The sequence below is a fragment of the Kitasatospora sp. NPDC059648 genome (assembly GCF_042734825.1).
Classification (GTDB): Bacteria; Actinomycetota; Actinomycetes; order Streptomycetales; family Streptomycetaceae; genus Kitasatospora.
Map to the genome: position 1 here is coordinate 39,663 of NZ_JBHWDU010000022.1, position 22,654 is coordinate 62,316.

General features: G+C 71.7%; 17 protein-coding genes. 15 read left to right on the forward strand and 2 right to left on the reverse strand.

Features of this window, described 5'->3' with window-relative positions:
• Positions 1–24: 24 nt before the first annotated feature.
• Positions 25–687, reverse strand: a complete 663-nt coding sequence (locus ACFV1W_RS16075) for a hydrolase (protein ID WP_380416956.1) — start codon at positions 685–687, stop codon at positions 25–27.
• A gap of 299 nt (positions 688–986) precedes the next feature.
• Here ACFV1W_RS16075 and ACFV1W_RS16080 point away from each other — a divergent pair, with 299 nt between their 5' ends.
• The 8 genes from ACFV1W_RS16080 (at position 987) to rbsD (ending at position 10,890) form a co-directional block, all read left to right on the forward strand.
• Positions 987–2,864, forward strand: a complete 1,878-nt coding sequence (locus ACFV1W_RS16080) for an amidohydrolase (RefSeq protein ID WP_380416957.1) — start codon at positions 987–989, stop codon at positions 2,862–2,864.
• Positions 2,865–2,944: 80 nt separating this feature from the next.
• Positions 2,945–3,652 carry a YoaK family protein gene (locus tag ACFV1W_RS16085; RefSeq protein ID WP_380416959.1) on the forward strand — a complete coding sequence of 236 codons (708 nt, stop codon included), beginning with the start codon at positions 2,945–2,947 and terminating at the stop codon, positions 3,650–3,652.
• A gap of 413 nt (positions 3,653–4,065) precedes the next feature.
• Complete coding sequence (locus ACFV1W_RS16090; RefSeq protein ID WP_380416960.1) at positions 4,066–4,269, forward strand: cold-shock protein; 204 nt, start codon at positions 4,066–4,068, stop codon at positions 4,267–4,269.
• A 779-nt stretch (positions 4,270–5,048) separates the two neighbouring features.
• Positions 5,049–6,065 carry a LacI family DNA-binding transcriptional regulator gene (locus tag ACFV1W_RS16095; RefSeq protein ID WP_380416961.1) on the forward strand — a complete coding sequence of 339 codons (1,017 nt, stop codon included), beginning with the start codon at positions 5,049–5,051 and terminating at the stop codon, positions 6,063–6,065.
• Positions 6,062–7,582: a sugar ABC transporter ATP-binding protein gene (locus tag ACFV1W_RS16100; RefSeq protein ID WP_380416963.1), complete on the forward strand. Its 1,521-nt coding sequence runs from the start codon at positions 6,062–6,064 to the stop codon at positions 7,580–7,582. The genes ACFV1W_RS16095 and ACFV1W_RS16100 overlap by 4 nt, the downstream gene beginning before the upstream one ends.
• Entirely contained in the window at positions 7,572–9,518 is a 1,947-nt protein-coding gene (locus ACFV1W_RS16105; RefSeq protein WP_380416965.1) for a substrate-binding domain-containing protein, read from the forward strand. The genes ACFV1W_RS16100 and ACFV1W_RS16105 overlap by 11 nt, the downstream gene beginning before the upstream one ends.
• An 80-nt stretch (positions 9,519–9,598) precedes the next feature.
• A complete protein-coding gene (locus ACFV1W_RS16110; protein WP_380416967.1) occupies positions 9,599–10,504 on the forward strand; it encodes a ribokinase in 906 nt (301 codons plus the stop codon).
• Positions 10,501–10,890, forward strand: coding sequence for a D-ribose pyranase (gene rbsD / locus ACFV1W_RS16115; protein WP_380416970.1), 390 nt, complete (start codon positions 10,501–10,503; stop codon positions 10,888–10,890). Before ACFV1W_RS16110 ends, rbsD begins: the two co-directional genes overlap by 4 nt.
• Positions 10,891–11,139: 249 nt before the next feature.
• Here rbsD and ACFV1W_RS16120 read toward each other — a convergent pair whose 3' ends face one another.
• Complete coding sequence (locus ACFV1W_RS16120) at positions 11,140–11,514, reverse strand: transglycosylase SLT domain-containing protein (RefSeq protein WP_380416972.1); 375 nt, start codon at positions 11,512–11,514, stop codon at positions 11,140–11,142.
• 603 nt (positions 11,515–12,117) lie between these two features.
• Here ACFV1W_RS16120 and ACFV1W_RS16125 point away from each other — a divergent pair.
• The 7 genes from ACFV1W_RS16125 to ACFV1W_RS16155 all read left to right on the forward strand — a co-directional run bounded on the left by ACFV1W_RS16125 (position 12,118) and on the right by ACFV1W_RS16155 (position 22,560).
• Entirely contained in the window at positions 12,118–12,690 is a 573-nt protein-coding gene (locus ACFV1W_RS16125) for a YceI family protein (protein ID WP_380416974.1), read from the forward strand.
• Positions 12,691–12,732: 42 nt separating this feature from the next.
• Positions 12,733–15,519, forward strand: coding sequence for a SpoIIE family protein phosphatase (locus tag ACFV1W_RS16130; protein ID WP_380416977.1), 2,787 nt, complete (start codon positions 12,733–12,735; stop codon positions 15,517–15,519).
• A 353-nt stretch (positions 15,520–15,872) separates the two neighbouring features.
• Positions 15,873–16,493: a DUF6230 family protein gene (locus tag ACFV1W_RS16135; RefSeq protein WP_380416980.1), complete on the forward strand. Its 621-nt coding sequence runs from the start codon at positions 15,873–15,875 to the stop codon at positions 16,491–16,493.
• Positions 16,494–16,555: 62 nt separating this feature from the next.
• The gene (locus ACFV1W_RS16140) at positions 16,556–17,002 is read left to right on the forward strand and encodes a DUF6114 domain-containing protein (RefSeq protein WP_380416983.1); all 447 of its coding nucleotides are present in this window, start codon (positions 16,556–16,558) and stop codon (positions 17,000–17,002) included.
• A 274-nt stretch (positions 17,003–17,276) separates the two neighbouring features.
• Entirely contained in the window at positions 17,277–18,440 is a 1,164-nt protein-coding gene (locus ACFV1W_RS16145; RefSeq protein ID WP_380416986.1) for a PP2C family protein-serine/threonine phosphatase, read from the forward strand.
• 344 nt (positions 18,441–18,784) lie between these two features.
• A complete protein-coding gene (locus ACFV1W_RS16150; protein WP_380417057.1) occupies positions 18,785–21,421 on the forward strand; it encodes a SpoIIE family protein phosphatase in 2,637 nt (878 codons plus the stop codon).
• On the forward strand, positions 21,418–22,560 hold the full coding sequence (locus ACFV1W_RS16155; RefSeq protein ID WP_380416987.1) for an ABC transporter substrate-binding protein: 1,143 nt from the start codon (positions 21,418–21,420) through the stop codon (positions 22,558–22,560). Before ACFV1W_RS16150 ends, ACFV1W_RS16155 begins: the two co-directional genes overlap by 4 nt.
• Positions 22,561–22,654: the final 94 nt, after the last annotated feature.

Consider the following 22,654-nt stretch of genomic DNA (forward strand, 5'->3'; position numbering starts at 1 on the left):
ACTCCGTCGGTTGTGTGCGGCCCGTCAGCCGGCGGCGTGCGGGTCGATCATGGAGTGGGCGTAGACCAGGCCCAGGCCGTAGGCGCCGCCGTGCTCCTTGACCAGCTCGGTCACCGGGACGTAGGTCTCGGCGCGGGCCCAGTCCCGCTGGAGCTCCAGCAGGACCTGGATCCAGGTGACGGGCACGGCACCGGCGGCGGTCATCCGCTGCAGGGCGTGCTCGTGGGCCAGCGGGCTGACCCCGCCGGAGGCGTCCGCGACGACGTAGACCTCGTAGCCCTGGTCCAGCGCGGAGAGGGCCGGCAGGACGAGGCAGACCTCGGTCCACAGGCCGGAGAGGATGATCTTCTTGCGGCCGGTCGCCTTGACCGCCTCGACCAGGGCCTCGTCCTCCCAGGCGTTCATGCTGGTGCGGTCGATGACCTCCTGGCCGGGGAAGACGGCCTTCAGCTGCGGGAGGAGCGGGCCGGAGAAGGACTCGGCGGCGACGGTGGACAGCACCGTCGGCACGCCGAAGATCTTCGCGGCCTTCGCCAGGCCGACGGTGGCGTTGATGATCGCGGTGCGGTCGCCGCTGCCGGTGCCGAAGAACATCTGCGGCTGGTGGTCGACGAACAGCATCATCGCGTTGTCAGGGGTGAGCAGATCGGGGCTCGGGGCGGCGTGGACGTTGGCGAAGTCGACCATCGTTCGTTCTCTTCCCTTGTGAGTAAAAGAAGTTGACGTCTCGTCAGGCGTGCCCGCAGCGGCGGGGCGCCTCGTCCAGCGACGTTAGTGCGCGGCGGTGCGGGTGTGCTGCCCGCTGTGCGCCCGCGATTGTCCTGACAACGCACGACCGGACGAACCGGGCCGGCCGGCGGCCTCAGTGCGCTGCCGGGCAATCGGTCATGCGCTGCGGAAGTCCTTCGCGCGTCGTCGGCTGTCTAGGTTCCAACGACCTGGTGAAGATCGCCGAGGACTGAACGAAGGGACCTCCCTTGTCCGCCATGCCCGTCGCCGGAATCCGTCCCGGCGCCCCCGAACAGCCCGCCGACCTCGTCGTGCGCAACGCCAAGGTGCACACCAACGACCCGCGCCGCCCCCGGGCCACCGCGGTGGCCGTCCGGGACGGACTGATCCGGGTGGTCGGCGACGACGCGGACGTCGTGCCGCTGGTCGGGCCCGACACCCGGGTGGTCGACGCGCTCGGCCGCCGGGCCGTTCCCGGACTCAACGACGCGCACCTGCACGTCATCCGCGGCGGCCTCAACTACGTGCTGGAGCTGCGCTGGGACGGCGTCCCGACGCTTCGCGAGGCCCTGGCGATGCTCCGGCTCCAGGCCGAGCGCACCCCGCCCGGCCAGTGGGTGCGGGTGGTCGGGGGCTGGTCCGCGGACCAGTTCGCCGAGCGGCGCCTGCCCACCCTGGAGGAACTCAACGCCGCGGCGCCCGACACCCCCGTCTTCGTGCTGCACCTCTACCAGTCGGCGCTGCTCAACCGGGCCGCGCTGCGCGCCGCCGGCTTCACCCGGGACACCCCCGACCCGGCGGGCGGCCAGATCGTCCGCGGACACGGGGGTGAGCCCACCGGCCTGCTGATCGCCGCCCCCGGCGCGCTGCTGCTCTACTCCACCCTGGCCAAGGCGCCGACCCTGGACGAGGCCGACCGCATCGGCTCCACCCGGCACTTCCTGCGCGAGCTGAACCGCTTCGGCCTGACCTCCGCCATCGACGCCGCCGGCGGTTTCCAGAGCTTTCCCGAGAACTACGGCACCGTCATGGAACTCGCCCGCAAGGGCGAGCTGACCCTGCGCATCGCCTACCACCTCTTCCCGCAGACCGCGGGGCAGGAGCTGGACGACCTCACCCGCTGGGTCGACACCGTGCGCCCCGGGGAGGGTGACGAGTGGCTGCGCCTCAACGGCGCGGGCGAGAACCTCACCTGGGCCGCCGCCGACTTCGAGAACTTCACCGAGCCCCGGCCGCAACTCGGCGCCTACGAAACCGAGTTCGAGAAGGCCGTCCGTCTTCTGGCGGAGAACGGCTGGGGCTTCCGGCTGCACGCCACCTACGACGAGACGATCCGCCGGGATCTCGCCGTCTTCGAGAAGCTCGCCGCCGAGGGCCTGTTCCCGCAGGGCAACCGCTGGCTCTTCGACCACGCCGAGACCGTCAGCCCGGACAGCCTCGACCGCATCGCCGCCCTGGGCGGCGCGGTCTCCGTGCAGAACCGACTCTCCTTCCAAGGAGAGGCCTTCGTCTCGCGCTACGGCGCTCCGGCCGCCGCCGAGGCACCGCCGCTGCGTGCGATGCTGGACCGCGGCCTGACCGTCGCGGCGGGCACCGACGCCACCCGGGTCTCCTCCTACAACCCCTGGGTCGCCCTGCACTGGCTGGTCTCCGGCCGGGCGGTCAGCGGCCGGCGCCTCGCGGCCGAGCACAACCGGCTCAGCCGCGAGCAGGCCCTGGAGCTGTACACCCTCGGCGGCGCCCGACTCACCGGCGAGGAGGAGGTCAAGGGCCGTCTGACGGTCGGCAGTTACGCGGACCTCGCGCTGCTCAGCGCCGACTACTTCACCGTGCCCGAGGCCGACATCGCCCACATCGAGTCCGTCCTGACCGTCGTCGGCGGACGCATCGTCCATGCCGCGGCGGAGCACCAGGGGCTGGCCCCCGAACTGCCCGGGGTGTCGCCGTCCTGGAGTCCGGTCACCCGGTTCGGCGGCTACCGCGCCACCCCCGCCCCGAGCCTGACCGGCGTCCGCCAGGCGGAGGGCGTGCTGGAGGCCGTGGCGGCCTCCGGCGAGGAGCACGCCTGGCGCACGGCGCGTGGCCTCGCCCTGCCCGGGCAGTCGCAGGTGCCGTCGGACCCCTGTTTCTTCTGACCGGAAGCCGATCCGGCCGGGGGCGCCGCTGGACCGCGGCGGTGCCCCTGGCCACATCCCCTACCGCCGGAGGAACCGTCGTGACCACACCCGCAGCCGATTTCCCCACCGCACCCCCGCCGCCGGTGCCCGGACCGAAGATCCACGACCGCCACCCGCTCGCACTGGCACTGTTCGGTCTCACCCTGGTCAGCGGTCTGATCGACGCCGTCAGCTACCTCGGCCTCGGCCACGTCTTCACCGCGAACATGACCGGCAACGTCGTCGTCATCGCCTTCGCGCTCGCCGGAGCACCCGGATTCTCCGTCACCGGCTCATCGACCTCCCTCGTGGCCTTCCTCCTCGGCGCGCTCCTGGCCGGCAGGATCGCCACCCGGGACGCCGGAATCCGGCGCCCCGCGCAACTGCGCACGGTCTTCCTCCTGGAGGTCGCGCTGTACGGAGCGGCCGCCGCCGTCGTCTTCGTCCGGGGCACGGACGGGCCCGCGCAGCACGCCGTGATCGCCCTGCTCGCCCTGGCGATGGGCATCCGCAACGGCACCGTGCGCGGTCTGGGCGTGCCGGACCTCACCACCACCGTGCTCACCCTCACCCTGACCGGCCTGGCCGCCGACTCCCGCCTCGCCGGCGGCACCGCCCTCCGCCAGCGCAGGAAGATCCTCTCCGTCGCCACCATGCTCGCCGGCGCGGCCCCGGGCGCCGTCCTCGTGCTGCACGGACGGACCGCCTGGGCCCTGGTGGCCAGCGCTGTCCTGGCCGGCGGGACCCTCCTGCTCTACCGCGAGTGACAGGCGCTCCGGCACCGGGGGACTCCCCTCCGTTCAGGGCCGCTCTCGCTGCGCCCAGTGGGACGCGGAGGGGAGCCAGGCCGAGCCGCGCTGGTCCGAGCGGCTTGCCGGCCGAGTGCCGGACGGGTCGACCGGCCCCGCGAACTCCCCTCGTCGTGTGTTCGCGACCCGGCGGCGCGGCCCGACCGAAGTGCGTACGGCGCCACAGCCGCTCCGCTTCGTGTCCGGTTCGGCTTCCTGGCCGCGGGGTGCCCGGCGGTGTAACGTCTCGATCACGCAGTCGTGGTTCCGAAGTTCTCGCCCGCGGTCACTTGCCGTGGGCGTTCCTGCTGTTCGACGCCTCTCCGGACCAAGGCGATCACCTCCGGGCCGCACAAGCGGGACCCGATCCGTCCTCCACGAAGGAGAAGCGCATGGCTACCGGTACCGTGAAATGGTTCAACGCCGAGAAGGGCTTCGGCTTCATCGAGCAGGACGGCGGCGGCCCCGACGTGTTCGCCCACTACTCGAACATCGACGCCCAGGGCTTCCGTGAACTCGTCGAGGGCCAGAAGGTGACCTTCGACGTCGTGCAGGGCCAGAAGGGCCCCCAGGCGGAGCACATCCGCCCCGCCTGACGGAAGCGCACGAGCGGACGGCCCGCACGCTTCACCGGGCCGGCCCGCGACCTGCGGGGACACGTGGGGCGCGGCCGGCCCGTCGGTCGCGGTCCCACCGAGCGGGCCGGGATCGGCGGTGCCGATCCGCCCGTGCACCGGCGTCACGCCCGGTACGTCGACCGGGCGCCGGACGCCCGAAGGAACCTGTCCGCCCCGCCTGGCCTGACTCTGGTGCCGTACCGGCTTCCTGGTGCCGTACCGGCTTCGCCACGCCGCTGCCGTCGCTGCGGGGCGTGGCCATGAACGAGTCCGGCGGGTGCAGTAGCGACAACGGCCGGCTCCCGGCGGCGGGCGGCCGTCCGCCCGGGCTCCCGCCGGTCGCTGGCGAGGCCTCACTTCCGCGCCGCCGCCTGCCGCGCCGCCGACCACGGCAGGTGCGGCCGAGGACCGCCCGGCACTGTCGCCGAGAAGGCCGGGACCCCTGGCTCCGCCGCCCACGAGGAGCGCCCCGACCACGCCACCAGCGCGACCCGCAGGCCGGTACGGCGGGGCCGCGGGCGGTGGGCGGTTGCCAGGGTGGAGCGGCGCCTGCGGGCCCCACCGGATCGGTTCCGGCCGCGAGGGGCCCCGGGCCGGACGCGGACGGCTGCGGCGGCACACGGGGCGGAGACATCGGCGCCGCGTTCATCACGATCGGGTTTCAGCCACCGGCTCAAGGCTTGCCCCGTGGGTATGTAATCGATTCCAATCGTCGGAACGCGTCGATGTAATCGATTCCACGAGGAGGTGGGGCGGCTGTGACGAGCATCAAGGACGTCGCCGCCGAGGCAGGCGTGTCCGTCGCCACTGTCTCGCGTGTCCTGAACGAGCACCCTTCGGTGAGCGAGGAGGCGCGGGCGCGGGTGCTGGCCGCCGTCGCGTCGCTCGGGTACCGGCCCAACGCCGTGGCGCGGTCACTGCGTACGGACCAGACCCGCACCCTGGGCCTCGTGATCAGCGACGTGCTGAATCCGTACTTCACCGAGCTCGCGCGGTCCGTGGAGGAGGAGGCGCGGGCGCTGGGCTACAGCGTGATCATCGGCAACGCCGACGAGCGGCCGGAACTGCAGGACCACCACGTACGGACGCTGCTGGACCGCCGCATCGACGGGCTGCTGGTCTCGCCCACCGACGGCGGGTCGCCGCTCATGCTGGACGCCGCCCGGGCCGGGACGCCGATGGTGTTCGTGGACCGGTGGATCCCCGGCGTCGACGTGCCGGTGGTGCGGGCGGACGGGCGGGGTGCCGTACGGGATCTCGTCGTGCACCTGCACCGGCTGGGGCACCGGAGGCTGGCGATCATCGCCGGGCCGGCGGCCACCACGACCGGGCGGGAGCGCGTGGAGGCGTTCCGCGAGGCGCTGGAGGAGTGCGGCCTCGACCTGCCGGACCGGTACATCGGCCAAGGTGACTTCCAGGCCGCCAGCGGCCGGCGGGCGACCGAGCGGTTCCTCGACCTCGCCGAGCCCCCGCAGGTCGTGTTCGCGGCGGACAACCTGATGGCGCTGGGCGCCCTGGACGCCGTACGCGCCCGTGGTCTGCGGGTGCCGGACGACATCGCGCTCGCCGCGTTCGACGACATCCGCTGGTTCGTGCACACGGACCCGCCGATCACCGCGATCGCCCAGCCCACGGGCGAGCTGGGCCGGGCCGCCGTGCGCGCGCTCGTGGACCGCATCGAGGGGCGGGCGCCGCGATCCGTGACGCTCCCCGCCCGCCTCGTCGTTCGCCGCTCGTGCGGCGAGAACCCCGTAACGAACAGGAGCCAGTCGTGAGCAACGCGGACGAGTTGCTGCGCATCGAGGGCATACGGAAGACCTTCCCCGGGGTGGTCGCGCTGGACGGCGTCGACTTCGACCTGAGGCGGGGCGAGGTCCATGTGCTGCTCGGTGAGAACGGCGCGGGCAAGAGCACCCTGATCAAGGTGCTCTCCGGTGCCCACACACCCGACGAGGGCCGCGTCCTGGTCGGTGGCGAGGAGGTCCGCATCCGCGGTGCGCAGGACTCCGAGCGACTCGGGATCGCGACCATCTACCAGGAGTTCAACCTCGTCCCCGATCTGACGGTCGCCGAGAACATCTTCCTGGGGCGCCAGCCGCGCCGGTTCGGGGTGATCGACCGGAAGAGGATGGAGGCGGACGCCTCGGAGCTCCTGGAGCGCGTCGGCCTCGGCGTGTCGCCCCGCGCGCGGGTGCGTGAACTCGGCATCGCGCGCCTGCAGATGGTCGAGATCGCGAAGGCGCTGAGCCTGGACGCGCGGGTGCTGATCATGGACGAGCCGACGGCCGTGCTGACCTCCGAGGAGGTCGAGAAGCTGTTCGTGATCGCGCGCAAGCTGCGCGAGGACGGCGTCGGGATCGTCTTCATCACGCACCACCTGGAGGAGATCGCCGCCCTCGGGGACCGGGTCACGGTCATCCGGGACGGCAAGTCGGTCGGACGGGTGCCCGCGTCCACGCCGGAGGAGGAGCTCGTACGGCTGATGGTGGGCCGGTCCATCGAGCAGCAGTACCCGCGCGAGCGGGCGGTCACGGGCACCGCGCTGCTGTCCGTGGAGGGACTGTCCCGGGACGGTGCCTTCCACGACGTCAGCTTCGAGGTCCGGGCCGGCGAGGTCGTCGGCGTCGCGGGGCTGGTCGGGGCGGGTCGTACCGAGGTGGTCCGGGCCGTCTTCGGGGCCGACCCGTACGACCGCGGTACGGTCCGCGTCTCCGGGGCCTCCCTGAAGCGGTACGACATCGGCGCCGCCATGACCGCGGGGATCGGGCTGGTGCCCGAGGACCGCAAGGGCCAGGGGCTGGTGCTCGACCAGTCGGTCGAGGAGAACCTCGGACTCGTCACTCTCAAGTCCGCCAGCAGAGCCGGAATCGTCGACCTCAAGGGCCGGCGCGACGCCGCCGCGCGGATCGCCGGGCAACTCGGCGTGCGGATGGCCGGGCTCGGTCAGCGGGTGCGCACGCTGTCCGGCGGCAACCAGCAGAAGGTCGTCATCGGCAAGTGGCTCCTGGCCGACACCAAGGTGCTGATCCTCGACGAGCCCACGCGCGGCATCGACGTCGGCGCCAAGGTCGAGATCTACCGACTCATCAACGAACTGACGGCGACGGGGGCCGCCGTACTCATGGTCTCCAGCGATCTGCCCGAGGTGCTCGGGATGAGCGACCGGGTGCTGGTGATGGCCCAGGGCCGGATCGCGGGCGAGTTGTCCGCCGACGAGGCCACGCAGGACGCGATCATGTCGCTGGCCGTGAGCAATCCCACTACCGAACTGGAGGCCTCCCGTGGCCGCTGAAACGCTCAAGGGCGGTACGGGCGCCGGTGGCGCCGCGGCGTTGCGCCGTCTGCTGCTCGACAACGGCGCGCTGACCGCGCTGATCTTCCTCGTCATCGCCATGTCGGCGCTGTCGGGGGACTTCCTCACCACCGACAACCTGCTCAACGTCGGCGTCCAGGCGGCCGTGACCGCCGTCCTCGCCTTCGGCGTCACCTTCGTGATCGTCTCGGCGGGCATCGATCTGTCGGTCGGTTCGGTGGCCGCGCTGTCGGCGACCGTACTGGCGTGGAGCGCCACGTCGCACGGAGTGCCGGTGCCCGTCGCGGTGCTGCTGGCGCTGGCGACGGGTGTGGCCGCCGGCCTGGTGAACGGCTTTCTGATCTCGTACGGCAAGCTGCCGCCGTTCATCGCGACGCTCGCGATGCTGTCGGTGGGGCGCGGTCTGGCACTGGTGATCTCGGACGGATCGCCGATCGCGTTCCCGGGTTCGATCTCCCACCTGGGTGACACGCTCGGCGGGTGGCTGCCGGTGCCGGTGCTCGTCATGGTCGCCATGGGGCTCGTCGCGGCGTTCGTCCTCGGCCGTACGTACATCGGCCGCTCGATGTACGCCATCGGCGGCAACGAGGAAGCGGCCCGGCTCTCGGGTCTGCGGGTGCCGAAGCAGAAGCTCGCGATCTATGCGCTCTCCGGTGTGTTCGCCGCGGTCGCCGGTGTCGTCCTGGCCTCCCGGCTCTCCTCCGCGCAGCCGCAGGCCGCCGACGGGTACGAGCTGGACGCCATCGCCTCCGTCGTCATCGGCGGCGCCTCCCTCGCGGGGGGTACGGGCAGGGCGTCGGGGACGCTGATCGGCGCGCTCATCCTCGCGGTGCTGCGCAACGGGCTGAACCTGCTGGACGTCTCCGCGTTCTGGCAGCAGGTCGTCATCGGTGTCGTCATCGCACTGGCGGTGCTGCTCGACACGGTGCGGCGCAAGGCCGGGGCCACTCCGACGGCGATCGGCGCGCCCGGTGGCGGAAGGGGGAAGCAGGTCGCCACGTACGGGCTCGCGGCTGTCGTGACGGTGGCGACCGTGGGTGCGACGTCGTTCCTGCACGACGGTCCGAAGTCCGGCACCCAGAAGGTCGGCCTCTCGCTCTCCACGCTCAACAACCCGTTCTTCGTGCAGATCCGCTCGGGTGCGCAGGACGAGGCGAAGAGGCTGGGGGTGGACCTGACGGTCACCGACGCGCAGAACGACGCCTCGCAGCAGGCCAACCAGCTGCAGAACTTCACCAGTTCGAGGCTCGGGGCGATCGTCGTCAATCCGGTGGACTCCGACGCGGCGAGCAACTCCGTGGACGCCGCGGCCAAGGCGAGGATCCCGGTCATCGCCGTCGACCGCGGCGTCAACAAGGCCGGGGTGAACGCACTGGTCGCCTCCGACAACGTCGCCGGCGGTGAGCAGGCGGCGAAGACCATCGCCGAGAAGCTCGGTGGCAGCGGGAAGATCGTGATCCTTCAGGGGCAGGCCGGCACCTCCGCCGCGCGCGAGCGGGCCGAGGGCTTCGCCAAGGGGCTTGAGGCGTACCCGGGGATCGAGGTCGTCGCGCAGCAGCCGGCGGACTTCGACCGGACCAAGGGGCTCGACGTCATGTCGAACCTGCTCCAGGCGCACCCGGACGTACAGGGTGTCATCGCTGCGAACGACGAGATGGCGCTCGGTGCGGTGAAGGCCCTCGGGTCCAAGGCCGGTGAATCCGTGCAGGTCGTCGGCTTCGACGGAACCCCCGACGGGCTGAAGGCCGTCGAGCAGGGGACGCTGTACGCGTCCGTGGCCCAGCAGCCGTCGCAGCTCGGGAAGATCGCCGTGGACAACGCGGTCAAGGCGATCAAGGGGGAGAAGGTCGAGGAGACCATCAAGGTGCCGGTGAAGGTGGTCACGAAGGAGACCGTGGCCGGGTTCAGCGGCTGAGACGGGAAGGGGGTGGCCGGGGTGCCCGCGGAAGCGGGGCTCCGGCCGCCCCGTTCCGGATTTCCTGATTGGGGAGTTTCATGTACGACTACGACGTGCTGGTCGTCGGGTCGGCCAACGTCGATCTCGTGATCGGGGTCGAGCGCAGGCCCGGGGCCGGGGAGACGGTGCTCGGGTCGGACCTCGCCGTCCATCCCGGTGGCAAGGGGGCCAACCAGGCGGTCGCCGCCGCGCGGCTCGGGGCGCGCACCGCGCTGCTCGCCAGGGTCGGCGACGACGCGAACGGGCGGCTGCTGCTGGAGTCGCAGCAGAACGCGGGGGTCGACACGGGGGGCGTCCTGGTGGGCGGGGCCCCGACCGGCGTCGCGCTGATCACGGTCGACCCGTCGGGGGACAACAGCATCGTGGTGTCGCCCGGCGCGAACGGGCGGCTCACGCCGGAGGACGTCCGGGCCGCCGGGCCGCTGTTCCACGCGTCGCGGGTGGTCTCGGCGCAGTTGGAGATCCCGTTGGAGTCGGTCGTCGAGGTCGTGCGGCAACTGCCCTCCGGCACCAGGTTCGTGTTGAACCCCTCTCCGCCGCAGGCGCTGCCGGTCGAGGTCCTGGCGGCCTGCGATCCGCTGATCGTCAACGAGCACGAGGCCCGGGTGATCCTGGGCGGCGGGACCATCGGCGACGATCCCGCCGAATGGGTGCGGGAGTTGCTCGCGAGCGGGCCCAAGTCGGTCGTGGTGACGCTCGGTTCGGAGGGTGCGTTGGTCGCGTCCGCCGAGGAGGGGGTCGTGCGGGTCGCGTCGGTGAAGGTCGACGCCGTCGACACGACGGGTGCCGGTGATTCCTTCACGGCCGCACTGGCCTGGAAGGCGGGTGCGGGGGCCTCGCTCGTGGAGGCCGCCGCGTACGCCGCTCGGGTGGGCGCCGTGGCCGTGACGCGGCGGGGGGCCCAGGAGTCGTTCCCCACCGCCGGGGAGGTCGAGGCGCTGTGAGGAAGGGCGGGATTCTGAATCGCCATCTCGCCGGGGCCATCGCCGAGTTGGGGCACGGTGACCGGGTGCTCGTGTGTGACGCGGGAATGCCGGTTCCGGACGGGCCCCGGCTGGTCGACCTCGCCTTCCGGGCGGGGGTTCCGTCGTTCGAGGAGGTCCTGGCCGGGCTCCTCGACGAGTTGGTGATCGAGGGGGCGCTCGCGGCGCGGGAGGTGCGCGAGGCGAACCCCGCCGCGGACGGGTTGCTGGCCGGTTCCTTCGCGGAACTGGCGTACGTACCGCACGAAAGGCTCAAGGAGCTGAGTGCGGGGGCGCGCCTGGTGGTGCGGACCGGGGAAGCCCGGCCGTACGCGAACGTGCTGCTGCGGTGCGGAGTGTTCTTCTAGCCGATCGCTTCGGCACGGCTTCCGAGGTCGCCGCCCGGCCCGACACCTGGTGGCCCGCCGCGATCCTGGTGACCGGTGAGGGAGTTGCCGCGTGTGGGCCGGAACCACGGCCAACCGCGAGAGGGCCCGGCCACGCGGTTCGCGCGGGCGCGGGCCCTCTCGGGTCGTCCCAGTGGTCCCTGTCCGGCCCCCCGGGTGAGGGGGATGGCGGTCAGGACCGTGGGTGTGCTGCCGGGCCGGATGGCCGGCTCAGTACCAGTGGTGGTTCTGCCAGAAGGCCCAGGCGGCGTTGGGGCTGCCGTAGCGGGTGTTCATGTAGTCCAGCGCCCACTTGATCTGGGTGGCGGGGTTGGTCTTCCAGTCCGCGCCGGCGGAGGCCATCTTGGAGGCCGGCAGGGCCTGGCCGAGGCCGTAGGAGCCGGAGCTGGGGTTGGTCGCGGTCACGTTCCAGCCGGACTCGTGGGAGATGATCTGGCTGAACGAGGCCAGCTGGTTCGCCGGGACGATCTGGGCGGCGATGGCCTGCGGGGAGGCGGTGGCGGCGTTCGCGGTGGCGGGGACCACGGCGGCACCCAGGGCGGTCAGACCGGCGGCGCCGGCCAGGATCGCGGCAGAGGTGCGCATGCGGAGCTTGAAACTGGGCATGTAGGGCAAGACCTCAATCGGGTTGGGCCGAGTCACGCCCCGCGCTGGACCGTGGCCGGACAGGGGCCGTGACGGTCGCGTGGCGCGACTTGGCAGTGAGCCGTTCACCGGCGGGACAGGAGCCGGTGTGGCTGGGTGCGGCAATTGTTGCCAGATGGGATCGGTTGTCGACAAGACCCCTTTGTTACGACACGCCGTCGTATTCCACGGGGTGGGCCGGCCTGGGTTCGCGAGGCGGAGCACACCGTCGCACATGCGTTGAGCTGGGAAAATGCCGCCGGTCGGAGGCCGCGGGCGGAGCCGGGATCGGCCACTATCGCCGGTCGTCGACCTGTTCGAGTGTGAGCGGGCTCACTGTTTATGTCGTGTTTTGAGCGATTTATCCGTTGCTGAGCGAGTTGTCACCCATGCTCTGTGTGCCGACGATCGCCCTGGAACGAGACCCGCGTCACACGCCCCTCGACGAGCGCCGCGGTGAGCTCGGCGCGGACGACGGCCGGCGCTGCCCGGCGGTACCGGGCGCGCCTGTGGTGCGGCGCCGTCCTATCGTGTTCGGAGGGGCACGCATGCCGAGGAGCTGCCATGGCTACGGCGAGATGGTTCTTCGAGCCAGGTCACACTGCGGCGGAGTTCAGCGCCAGACACATGATGGTCACCTACGTGCGCGGACAGTTCAAGAACGTGCACGGCTTCCTGGTGATCGACCCGGACGACCCGGAGAAGGCCCAGGTGGAGGCGACGATCGACGCGACGCAGGTGTACACCGGGCAGCCCGAGCGCGACACCCACCTGCGCAGCGCCGACTTCTTCGATGTCGAGCGCTTTCCGACGTGGACGTTCACCGGGTCCCGCATCCGGCAGGTGAGCGCGAACGACTTCGAGGTGACGGGCGAACTCACCATTCGCGGAGTGACACGCTCCGTGACATTCGATGTGACGTACCTGGGGCAGTGGGACACCCCCTGGTGGGAGGACGGCCGGGATCTCGGTCCACGGCGCCGGGCCGGATTCGTCGCCAGGTCACGCATCAACCGGCATGACTTCGGCGTGAGTTGGAATGACGTGGTCGACCGGGGCGGTGTCGTCGTAGGCGACATGGTCGACGTCACGGTCGATGTCGAGGCAGTCCTGGAGCCCACTGCGACGGCAGGCTGACCCACACTGGAGGAGAGACCCGGAAATGCGGGGACGGCCTGCATGCACAGAGTGGACAGCAACGCCACTGGGGGCCCGGAACCTGGCGGACCAGGGGAGTACCGGTACGCCAGGGGGCGGCCGCGCGCCGGGCTGCGGGTCCGCAGTGTCGCCGGGCAGGTGTTCCTGTGGCTGCTGGTCGTCGTGGTGCTGCTGGTCGGTGCCGGGCTGACGGCGCTCATCCTGCAGGCCCGCAGCTACGCCACGCAGGATGCCGCGCACCGCACGCGCGCCGCGGCCGTCACCTTGGCGCAGGTCCCCACGGTGGGGGACGCCCTGAACAGCGCCGACCCGACCGCGGTGCTGCAGCCGCTGGCCCTGGACGTCGCGGAGAAGGGCGGCTTCGACTACGTCGTGATCGCCGGCCCCGACGGGACGCGCTACGCGCAGACCGCCCAGCCCGAGCTGATCGGGAAGCACCTCATCGGCCCGTACCAGCAGGCCCTCAAGGGGCCGATCACCATCAGCTTCACCGTGCCCATCGGGCGGGCCGTGGAAAGCAGCGCGCCGGTCACCAGGCCGGACGGCTCGGCCGCGGGCCTGGTCCAGGTCGGCTACACCGTCGCGCACGCGAGCAGCGCGGTGAGCCGGCAGTTGCCGGTCCTGTTCGGCGGTGCGGCGGCCGCGCTCGCCGTGGGCGCCGGAGGGGCGGTGCTGGTGCGTCGGCGGCTGCGGCGCCAGACGCACGGCCTGGGCCCGACGGAGATGACGCGGATGTACGACCACCACGACGCGGTGCTGCACGCGGTGCGCGAGGGCGTGCTGATCGTCGGCGGGGACGGGCGCGTGTCGCTGGTGAACGACGAGGCCCGACGGCTGCTGAAGCTGCCGCCCGAGGTGGAGGGGCAGCCGGTCGCCGAGCTCGGGCTCGATCCGGGGCTGGCCGAGCTGCTGGCGTCCGGGCAGGCCGTCACCGACGAGGTGCATCCGGCCGAGGACCGGCTGCTCGCCGTCAACAACCGTCCGACGGCGCCGTTCGGCGGCGGGCCCGGCAGCGTCGCGACGATCCGGGACACCACTGAACTGCGGGCACTGGCCGGGCAGGCCGAGGCGGCCCGGGGTCGGCTGCAGCTGCTCTACGACGCCGGGCTGCGGGTCGGCACCACCCTGGACATCGTGCGGACCGCCCAGGAGCTGGCGGATGTGGCGGTTCCCCGGTTCGCGGACTTCGCCACCGTCGAGCTGGCCGAGGCGGTGCTGCGCGGTGACGAGCCGCTCCCCGGTACGGGCGACGCGGGAGGCCCGCGGATCCGCCGGGTGGCGGCCGGCGGCATCCGCGAGGACCGGCCGTTCTACCCGGTGGGCTCGCAGATCAGCCCGCTGCCCGGCACGCCGGAGGCCCTTGCCCTGGGGAGCGGGCGTGTCACGCTGGTGGCCGACCTGCATCAGGCGCACGCCTGGCGGGCACGCGACCCGCAGACCGTCGACCGGGTCCTGGCGTACGGGGTCCACTCGCTGATCTCCACGCCGCTGAAAGCGCGCGGCCGGGCCCTGGGCACGGTCAGTTTCTGGCGCGCGGGGCAGTCGGAGCCGTTCGGCCCGGAGGACGTCGCCTTCGCCGAGGAGCTGATCGCCCGCGCGGTGATCTGCGTCGACAACGCCCGCCGCTACACCCGCGAGCGCCGGATGGCCGAGGCACTGCAGCGCAGCCTGCTGCCCCGGGGACTGCCCGAGCAGAGCGCCCTGGAGGCGGCCTACCGCTACTTGCCGGCACTGCACAGGGTCGGCGGGGACTGGTTCGACGTCATCCCGCTGCCCGGTTTCCGGGTGGCACTGGTCGTCGGTGACGTCGTCGGTCACGGCCTGCACGCCTCCGCCACCATGGGCCGACTGCGCACAGCCGTCCTCAACTTCGCCGCCCTCGACCTGCCCCCGGACGAGCTGCTCGCCCGTCTCGACGAACTGGTCGCCCGGCTCGACCAGGACGAGGCGAGGGCGGGAGAAGGCGACGGCTCGGGCCAGGACGAGGACGAGGACGAGCGGGTCACGGGTGCCACCTGCCTGTACGCGATCTACGACCCGGTCTCCGGACAGTGCACCATGGCACGGGCGGGTCACCCACCGCCCTCACTGGTCCGTGTCGACGGCAGCGTGGAGTTCGTCGACCTGCCCGCCGGGCCACCACTCGGCGTGGGCGGCCTGCCCTTCGAAGCCACCGAACTCCGGCTGGAACCCGGCGCCGTCCTGGTCCTCTACACCGACGGACTCGTCACCAGCCGCGACCGCGACCTGGAGAACGGACTCGCCGCGCTGCACGGCTCCCTGGTGAACGTCCGTGCGGGAGCCTCCTCGGAGGAGATCTGCCGGGGCGTGTTCGACGCGCTGGCCCCACCGCGTCCGAGCGACGACATCGCACTCCTCGTCGCACGGACGCAAATGCTCGCGCCCGACCAGGTGGCCATCTGGGACGTACCCGACGACTTCGCCGCCGTCTCCCGCATCCGCAACGCGTGCAACGACCAGCTCACCGCCTGGGGCCTGGAGGAACTGAGCTTCACCACCGAGCTGATCCTCAGCGAACTGATCACCAACGCCCTCCGCTACGGCTCCGAGCCCGTCCGCGTCCGCATGCTGCGCGACACCAGCCTGGTCTGCGAGGTCTCCGACGCCAGCAGCACAGCCCCCCACCTGCGCTACGCGGCCACCACGGACGAGGGTGGCCGGGGCCTGTTCCTGGTGGCCCAGCTGGCCGAACGATGGGGTACCAGGTACACGGCACGTGGCAAGGTCATCTGGGCGGAGCAGCCACTGACCGCACCCGAGGACCAGTTCGAGGCGATGCTGTTGTGACCCCGGCGCCGCCGGCGCGGCGGACGGAGTGGGCGCCAGGCCCGGTCGCGGGGGGCGCCGGCGGATGGACGCTTTTCCGGCTAAGGATCCGCATCGAATCTTCCCGCCGCTGGCCGCCCGGTGCCGGTCACCCCACTGATCGGCGAGCCCCGGCACCGTGGCCGATGGGCCGCTGGAGTGATGTGCGGCGACATGGTCGTCAATGTGGTCGTGAAGAGTTTGCGGAGCCATTTCCTGCACCGCATGATCGGCCGTGTTCGGTCTTCTCGATCTCGGGCGGTCGGTGCGGTCTCCCGTGCACCCGCTTCCGGCCGGGCGCACGGAAGTCACGATCCAGGTCAGAGAGGGACGGCATGTCGCAACGCTTCGGCAGGACTCGCTGGAGGCGTTTCGCCGTCATCCTTCTGCCGTCTCTCGCGGCCGCCGCGGCCCTCGTGGCCGGGGCGGCCCAGAACGCGCTCGCCGCGTCCTTCCTCATCTCCGGCGAGGAGTTCAAGCTCTCCGCCGAGGAGCTCCACGGCGAAGGCTTCAGCCTGTACGGCACGGTGGACTTCACCCGCGAGCACGACCCGGTGCCGGTCATGGTGACGGGGTTCGAGTCCGCCACGATCCACGGGCTCTGCCAGTCGGCCGTCTTCCCGATCCCGGTGCTCGGCACGTTCACGCTGCGGCTCACCGGTGACAAACGAGCGGCCACCGTGAAGGGGTTCTTCATCGACGCGAAGCACTTGGCGGCCGACCAGTCGAGCGCCCGTCACCTCGACATCGGTGTCGCCGCCGGAGCGCTCACCAAGGGCGAAATCAGCCCGGGCGATCGGGACTCGCGCTTCTTCAACCCCAACAGCCCGGCTCAGCAGGCAAGTTCGATCAACCTGACCGACGTGCGGGTGGCCGCGGTGGCGGTAGCGGCAGGCAGCTTCGATGTTCCCGGTTTGGGCGTTTCGCTGGTGCACGGCCGGGACGAGTGCTTCTGACCCGCCGACCCGGAGTCCCGATAGCCCGTCTCAATCCCACCGACCGCACAGGGAGTTGCCACGTGTGGAACCGAACCACGGCCTCGTGGTCCCAGCCGCGCGAGGCGATCGCCACGGCCCGACGGGAGTTCCGCGTCTGGCGCGGTACCCGGCCCTTCTGGGCCGGTCTGCTGACGTTCAGCGGCGGCCTGCCGATCCTCTACTTCCCCTTCCCCTACGCCCACCTCAGCCTGGGCGGTCTCGGCCTGGCGCTCTCCACCACCGCGGGTGCGGGCTCACTCCTCATCGGGTGCCTGCTGATCACGCTGGGTGTCACGCTCTGGCTCCAGCAGCAGGTGCGGATCTTCGCCGGGGTCGCCGCGATCCTGCTCGCACTGCTCTCCGTACCGGTCGCCAACTTCGGCGGCTTCTTCCTGGGCCTGCTGCCCGGGCTCATCGGCGGCTCGCTGGCCTGCGCCTGGGCACCACCGGACAACGGTGGGCCGGTGGAACCGGAGATTCCGGGGTGACCCGCGAGAGGCCCGGGCCACGCGGATCGCTCGGGGTTGACGACAGGACCGGACGCGTCGCCCCGGACTTCCCGCACCGGGGGCGACGGGCCCACGCCCCTCCGCGCGTCCTCCGGCCTCGCGGCGCGCATCATGCCCACCCCGGCCACACCGCAGGATCCGTCTCCGGTCTCACCGACGGCGGCGCCCTCCTCGCCGGCGATCCGATCACGGCCGGCTGCCGGCGGACCCGAAGACCGGAGGCCTGTTCCAGCGGTGTCGGCGACTGGTTGTGGTGATTGAGGTCGATAAAATATGGATTGTGATCATCAGTGATCGGCTGCGGCGCCGCCGTCCTCTCAACGGCCGATGGGAGCCGGCTCTCCTGGCGCCGCTGATCCTGACCGTCGTCGTCGCGGGCCTGGCGTTCGCCACGCCCAGGAAGGTCGCCTTCAGCCGTATCCTGACCGCCGCGCCGGCCCTGGCCGCGTCCATGTGGCCCGTGCTTCCCACCGTCCTGCTGGGGCTGCTCTGCCTTCTGATCATGATCGGCCTCAGTCTCATCTATCCGGACCTGGGGACGTGGTACACGGTGGCGGCGATCTTCGCCGTCACCGTGGCGGCCGCGTACGCGAGCCATATCCGGCTCCAGCGGGAGAAGACCCTCGGCCACGTCAGACTCGTCGCCGACGCGGCGCAGGAAGTGGTCATGCGCCCTTTGCCGCGCTTCGTCGGGCGCGTCGAGATCGAGTCGCTGTATCTCGCGGCGGCGGCGCAGGCCCGCATCGGCGGCGACTTCTACGAAGCCGTCGACACACCGTACGGGGTTCGACTGCTCATCGGCGATGTGCGGGGCAAGGGCCTGGCGGCGGTGGGGGCGGCTGCGGCGGTGGTCAACTCATTCAGGGAGGCCGCCTACGACGAGCCGGACCTGCGCGACGTCGCCCGGCGCCTGGAGACCAGCAGTACCCGGCACAGCGTTGCGTTCGCCACTCAGGACCCGTCGGAGAGCTTCGCCACCGCCATTCTCGCCGAGATCCCGGACAACGACAGCCGCATCGGACTTCTCAACTGCGGGCATCCCCCGCCGCTGCTCCTGCACGCCGGGCAGCTGGGCATCCTGCAGCCCACGGCTCCCTCGCCGCTTCTCAACCTCGCGGAGCTGATCGGCGGGGAGTACAGCGTCGAATCCGTCCGCTTCACCCCCGGCGACCTGCTGCTTCTCTACACGGACGGTGTGATCGAGACCCGCAATCGCACCGGAGAGTTCTTCCCGCTGCCGGACTGGCTGCGGCGGCAGAGCCCGGCCGTGCCCCGCGAGCTCCTCGACAGGCTTCACCGGGACCTCCTCGACCACAGCAACGGAGGACTCGACGACGACATCGCGGTCCTCGCCGTACGTCTGCGCGAACACCCGGAGCACGAAGGTCCTGGTCCATCCGGTTCGGGCGTCGCCTGACGGCCGGAGTCGGCACACGACGACCAGGACAACCCCCGTTCGGTCACCCGGCGCCCGTGCGTTCCGCCGCTGATCCGTTCGGAACGCGGGCCGACGGTCGAGCTCGGTGCGTTTGGCGTCGACAATGGGATTTGTCCCCACTGTCCTGGAACAAGGCTGGGCCTGGCTTGGTCGACTTGCAGCGAAATCCTGATGTGCCCGGGCGGTCTGCTCGTCCGAGGCGCAGCGGGCAAGGGCGCCAAGAACACGGTCGGCCGCACGCGGGAAGGCTCAGGCGGTGGCTCAAGGGCCTGCTGAGCCCGCACAGCCTCGCCGGCCCGGTGTTCCTCCTGCAGCTGGCGGTGATGCTGCTGATCGTCCTCGCCGCGCTGGGGGCTCTCGTGGTCGGGGCTCGGCGCGACGCCACGGCGGACGCCCAGAGCCGGACGCTCGCCGCGGCGCAGGCGTTCGCGAACTCTCCGGGGATCCTGACGGCACTGAGTGGCCCCGACCCGACCGCGGCCCTGCAGCCGTACGCCGAGGCGGCCCGGAAGGCCGCCGGCGTGGACGCCATCATCGTCTACCGGTTGGACGGGATCACGCTCACCCACAGTGACCCGAACCAGATCGGGAAGCACGTCATCGGTCCCTACGCGCAGGCGGCGACCGGCAAGCCCTTCACCAGCACCTTCCACGGATCGCTGGGCCTCTCCGTGATCTCGGCGGTACCCGTCAAGGCCGCCGACGGCTCCGTCGTCGCCATCGTCTCCTCCCCGGTCACGGTCGAGAAGGTGCAGCAGAGGGTGAACCGGCAGCTGCCGGTCCTGTTCGGCGGTGCCGCGGTGGCTCTTGCCATCGGTGCGGGCGGGACGAGCCTGGTGAGCCGCCGGCTGCAGCGGCAGACCCACGGCCTGGGCCCAGCCGAGATGACCAGGATGTACGAGCACCACGACGCCGTGTTGCACGCCGTCCGGGAGGGCGTGCTGATCCTCGGCGAGGACGGCCGCCTGCTGCTGGCCAACGACGAGGCCTCCCGGATGCTCGGCCTGCCCGTCGACTGCGAGGGCCGTCCGATCACCGAGCTGGGCCTGGGCGACCCGGTCGCCGAGCTGCTGGCCTCGGGGCGAGTGGTCACCGACGGCGTGGTCGGCTCCGGCGACCGCCTGCTCTCGGTGAACGTCCGGGCCACCGACCGCAACGGGGGACCGCCCGGGCGCGTCGCGACCCTGCGCGACTCCACCGAGCTGCGAGCCCTGTCCGACAAGGCCGAGGCGGCCCACGAGCGCCTCAAGGTGCTGTACGAAGCCAGCAGCACGATCGGCACCACGCTCGACGTGGTGCGCACCGCCCAGGAACTCGCCGAGGCGGCCGTCCCGAACTTCGCCGACCACGCCACCGTCGACCTCGCGGAGTCCGTCCTGCAGGGCGACGAGCCCACTGGCACCCGGATCCTCCGACTGCGGCGCGCCGGGCTGAGCGGCGTCCACCCGGACACGCCGTTCCATCCCGTCGGTGCGGCCATTCCGATCGATCCCACCGCCCCGCTCGGCCGCAGCCTTCACCACGGCCGGTCCGTGATCGAGGCCGATCCGGCCAGCGCCGTCGTCCGGCCGGACGACGCCCCGGACCGGGCCCAGCGCACGGTCGACCACGGCATCCACTCGGTGCTGAGCGTGCCGCTGCTCGCCCGAGGCCGGGTCCTCGGCGTGGCCGCCTTCTGGCGCGCGGCCTCGCCGGCGCCGTTCGACCAGGACGACCTCTCGCTGGCCGAGGAACTGGTCGCCCGGGCCGCCGTCTGCATCGACAACGCCCGCCGCTACACCCGCGAGCACCGGATGGCCGTCACCCTCCAGCACAGCCTGCTACCCGGCGGACTGCCCGAGCAGAGCGCCCTGGACGTCGCCTACCGCTACCTGCCCGCCGAGGCCGGCGTGGGCGGCGACTGGTTCGACGTGATTCCGCTGCCCGGAGCCCGGGTCGCCCTGGTGGTGGGCGACGTGGTCGGCCACGGCCTGCACGCTGCCGCCACCATGGGCCAGCTGCGCACCGCCGTGCACAACTTCTCCTCCCTCGACCTTCCCCCGGACGAGCTGCTCGGCCACCTGGACGACCTGGTCAACCAGATCGACCAGGACCGGGCGGCCAAGGACAGCGACGCCATCACCGGCGCGACCTGCCTGTACGCCATCTACGACCCGGTCACCCTGCGCTGTGCCATGGCCCGGGCCGGGCACCTGCTGCCGGCCCTGGTCCACCCGGACGGCTCGGTGGAGTTCCCCGAGCTGCCCGCCGGGCCGCCGCTCGGTCTGGTCGACCTGCCGTTCGAGAACGCCGAACTACAGCTGCGGGAGGGCACCCGGCTGGTCCTCTACACCGACGGGCTGGTCGAGGACCGCTCCCGGGACATCGACGTCGGCCTCGAACTGCTGCGCACCACCCTCGGCCAGGGCGACCGCAGCCCCGACGACACCTGCGAGGCGGTGCTGAACGCCCTGCTGCCGGCCAACCCGACCGACGACATCGCCCTGTTGGTCGCCCGGACCAGGGCGCTGCCGGCCGACCGGGTCGCCACCTGGCACGTCCCGGCCGACCCGGCCGCCGTCGCTCGGGTCCGGGCCGGCGTCGCGGAAAGGCTCACCGAGTGGGGGCTGGACGAGATGGCCTTCGCCACCGAGCTGATCGTCAGCGAGCTGGTCACCAACGCCATCCGGTACGCCGTCGGTCCCATCCAGCTCCGGCTGCTCCGTGACCGCGCACTCATCTGCGAGGTCTCCGACGGCAGCAGCACCTCCCCGCACCTGCGGTATGCGGCCAGCACCGACGAGGGCGGGCGGGGGTTGTTCCTGGTCGCCCAGCTCTCCGAGCGCTGGGGCACCCGCTACACCCCCAACGGCAAAGTCATCTGGGCCGAACAGCACCTCCATGAGAGCGCCACCCCGGCAGTGGAAGGTCCCGGCGAGACCACGCTCGTGACCACCGAAGGACGTCTGGAGTCATCGTGACCGCATCCCGTGCCCGAGTGGCGACCGTCTCCGGCTGCCTGGTCCTCCTGGCCGTGGGCCTGGGCGCGTGCGGCCGCACACCGCCCGCCGCACCCAAGGACCCGTCGGTGGCCACCTCCGCGAAGGACGTGGGCGGCATGGACGCACTGACCGCCGCGGCGCAGAAGGAGGGCACGCTCAGAGCCATCGCGATCCCCCGCGACTGGGCCGACTACGGCGGCCTGATCGACGGCTTCGAGAAGAAGTACGGGATCACGGTCACGGTCGACGATCCCCTGGGGCACAGCCAGGACGAGATCGACGCCATCAAGAAGAGCGGGACACAGCAGAGCGCCCCCGACGTCATCGACGTGGGGGACACGTTCGCCCGGGCAGCGGGCCCGCAGAACCTGCTCGCGCCGTACAAGGTCGCCGCGTACGACTCGATCCCGAGCAACCAGAAGGACCCGCACGCCCGTTGGTCCAACAACTACGGGGGCTACATCTCCATCGGCTGCGACGCGAACCGCGTCGAGGTCTGTCCCCAGACCTTCGCCGATCTGCTGAAACCCGCTTACCACGGCAAGGTCGCGCTTGAGGGCGACCCCACCCGCTCCGAGACCGGATTCGCCAGCGTGTACGCGGCGGCCCTGGCGAACGGCGGATCGTTCGACAACATCCAGCCCGGCCTCGACTTCTTCGCCAAGCTCAAGCAGGCGGGCAACCTCAATCCGGTCGGTGCCACCTCGGACACGGTCGCGAGCGGCCAGACGCCCATCAGCATCAACTGGGACTTCGTCAATCTCAACTACACCGATCAGCTCCGCAGCAAGGGCGTCAACTGGCAGGTCTCGATCCCCTTCGACGGCAGCTTCGCGCAGTACTACGCGCTGGCGATCAACAAGCACGCCCCGCACCCGGCGGCCGCCCGCCTGTGGCAGGAGTACCTCTTCGGCGTCGAGGGCCAGAACCTCCGGCTCAAAGGCTATGCCCGCCCTGTGCTGCTCGACGTCATGAAGAAGGACGGCACCCTCGACGAGGCCGCCGCCGCCAAATTGCCGACGGTTGAGGGAACGCCCGAGTTCCCGACGGATGCGCAGGTGGAGAAGGCGAGGGAGACGGTCGCCCTGGGCTGGCCGAAGGCCGTCGCGGACGGCTGACGCCCGGGGCCCGGAGACCCGCGCGGACAGGAACCAGGGCGAGTCGTACGCGAGCACGCGCAGGACGCCGCCGTCGAACCACTGGAATCCCACC

Excerpts from the sequence above, each read along its gene's own strand:
- ACFV1W_RS16075 (WP_380416956.1), bottom strand. The coding sequence starts at position 687 with ATGGTCGACTTCGCCAACGTCCACGCCGCCCCGAGCCCCGATCTGCTC.
- ACFV1W_RS16135 (WP_380416980.1), top strand. The coding sequence starts at position 15,873 with ATGTCGCAACGCTTCGGCAGGACTCGCTGGAGGCGTTTCGCCGTCATC.
- ACFV1W_RS16080 (WP_380416957.1), top strand. The coding sequence starts at position 987 with ATGCCCGTCGCCGGAATCCGTCCCGGCGCCCCCGAACAGCCCGCCGAC.
- ACFV1W_RS16150 (WP_380417057.1), top strand. The coding sequence starts at position 18,785 with ATGCTGCTGATCGTCCTCGCCGCGCTGGGGGCTCTCGTGGTCGGGGCT.
- ACFV1W_RS16090 (WP_380416960.1), top strand. The coding sequence starts at position 4,066 with ATGGCTACCGGTACCGTGAAATGGTTCAACGCCGAGAAGGGCTTCGGC.
- ACFV1W_RS16130 (WP_380416977.1), top strand. The coding sequence starts at position 12,733 with ATGCACAGAGTGGACAGCAACGCCACTGGGGGCCCGGAACCTGGCGGA.
- ACFV1W_RS16125 (WP_380416974.1), top strand. The coding sequence starts at position 12,118 with ATGGCTACGGCGAGATGGTTCTTCGAGCCAGGTCACACTGCGGCGGAG.
- ACFV1W_RS16120 (WP_380416972.1), bottom strand. The coding sequence starts at position 11,514 with ATGCGCACCTCTGCCGCGATCCTGGCCGGCGCCGCCGGTCTGACCGCC.
- ACFV1W_RS16110 (WP_380416967.1), top strand. The coding sequence starts at position 9,599 with ATGTACGACTACGACGTGCTGGTCGTCGGGTCGGCCAACGTCGATCTC.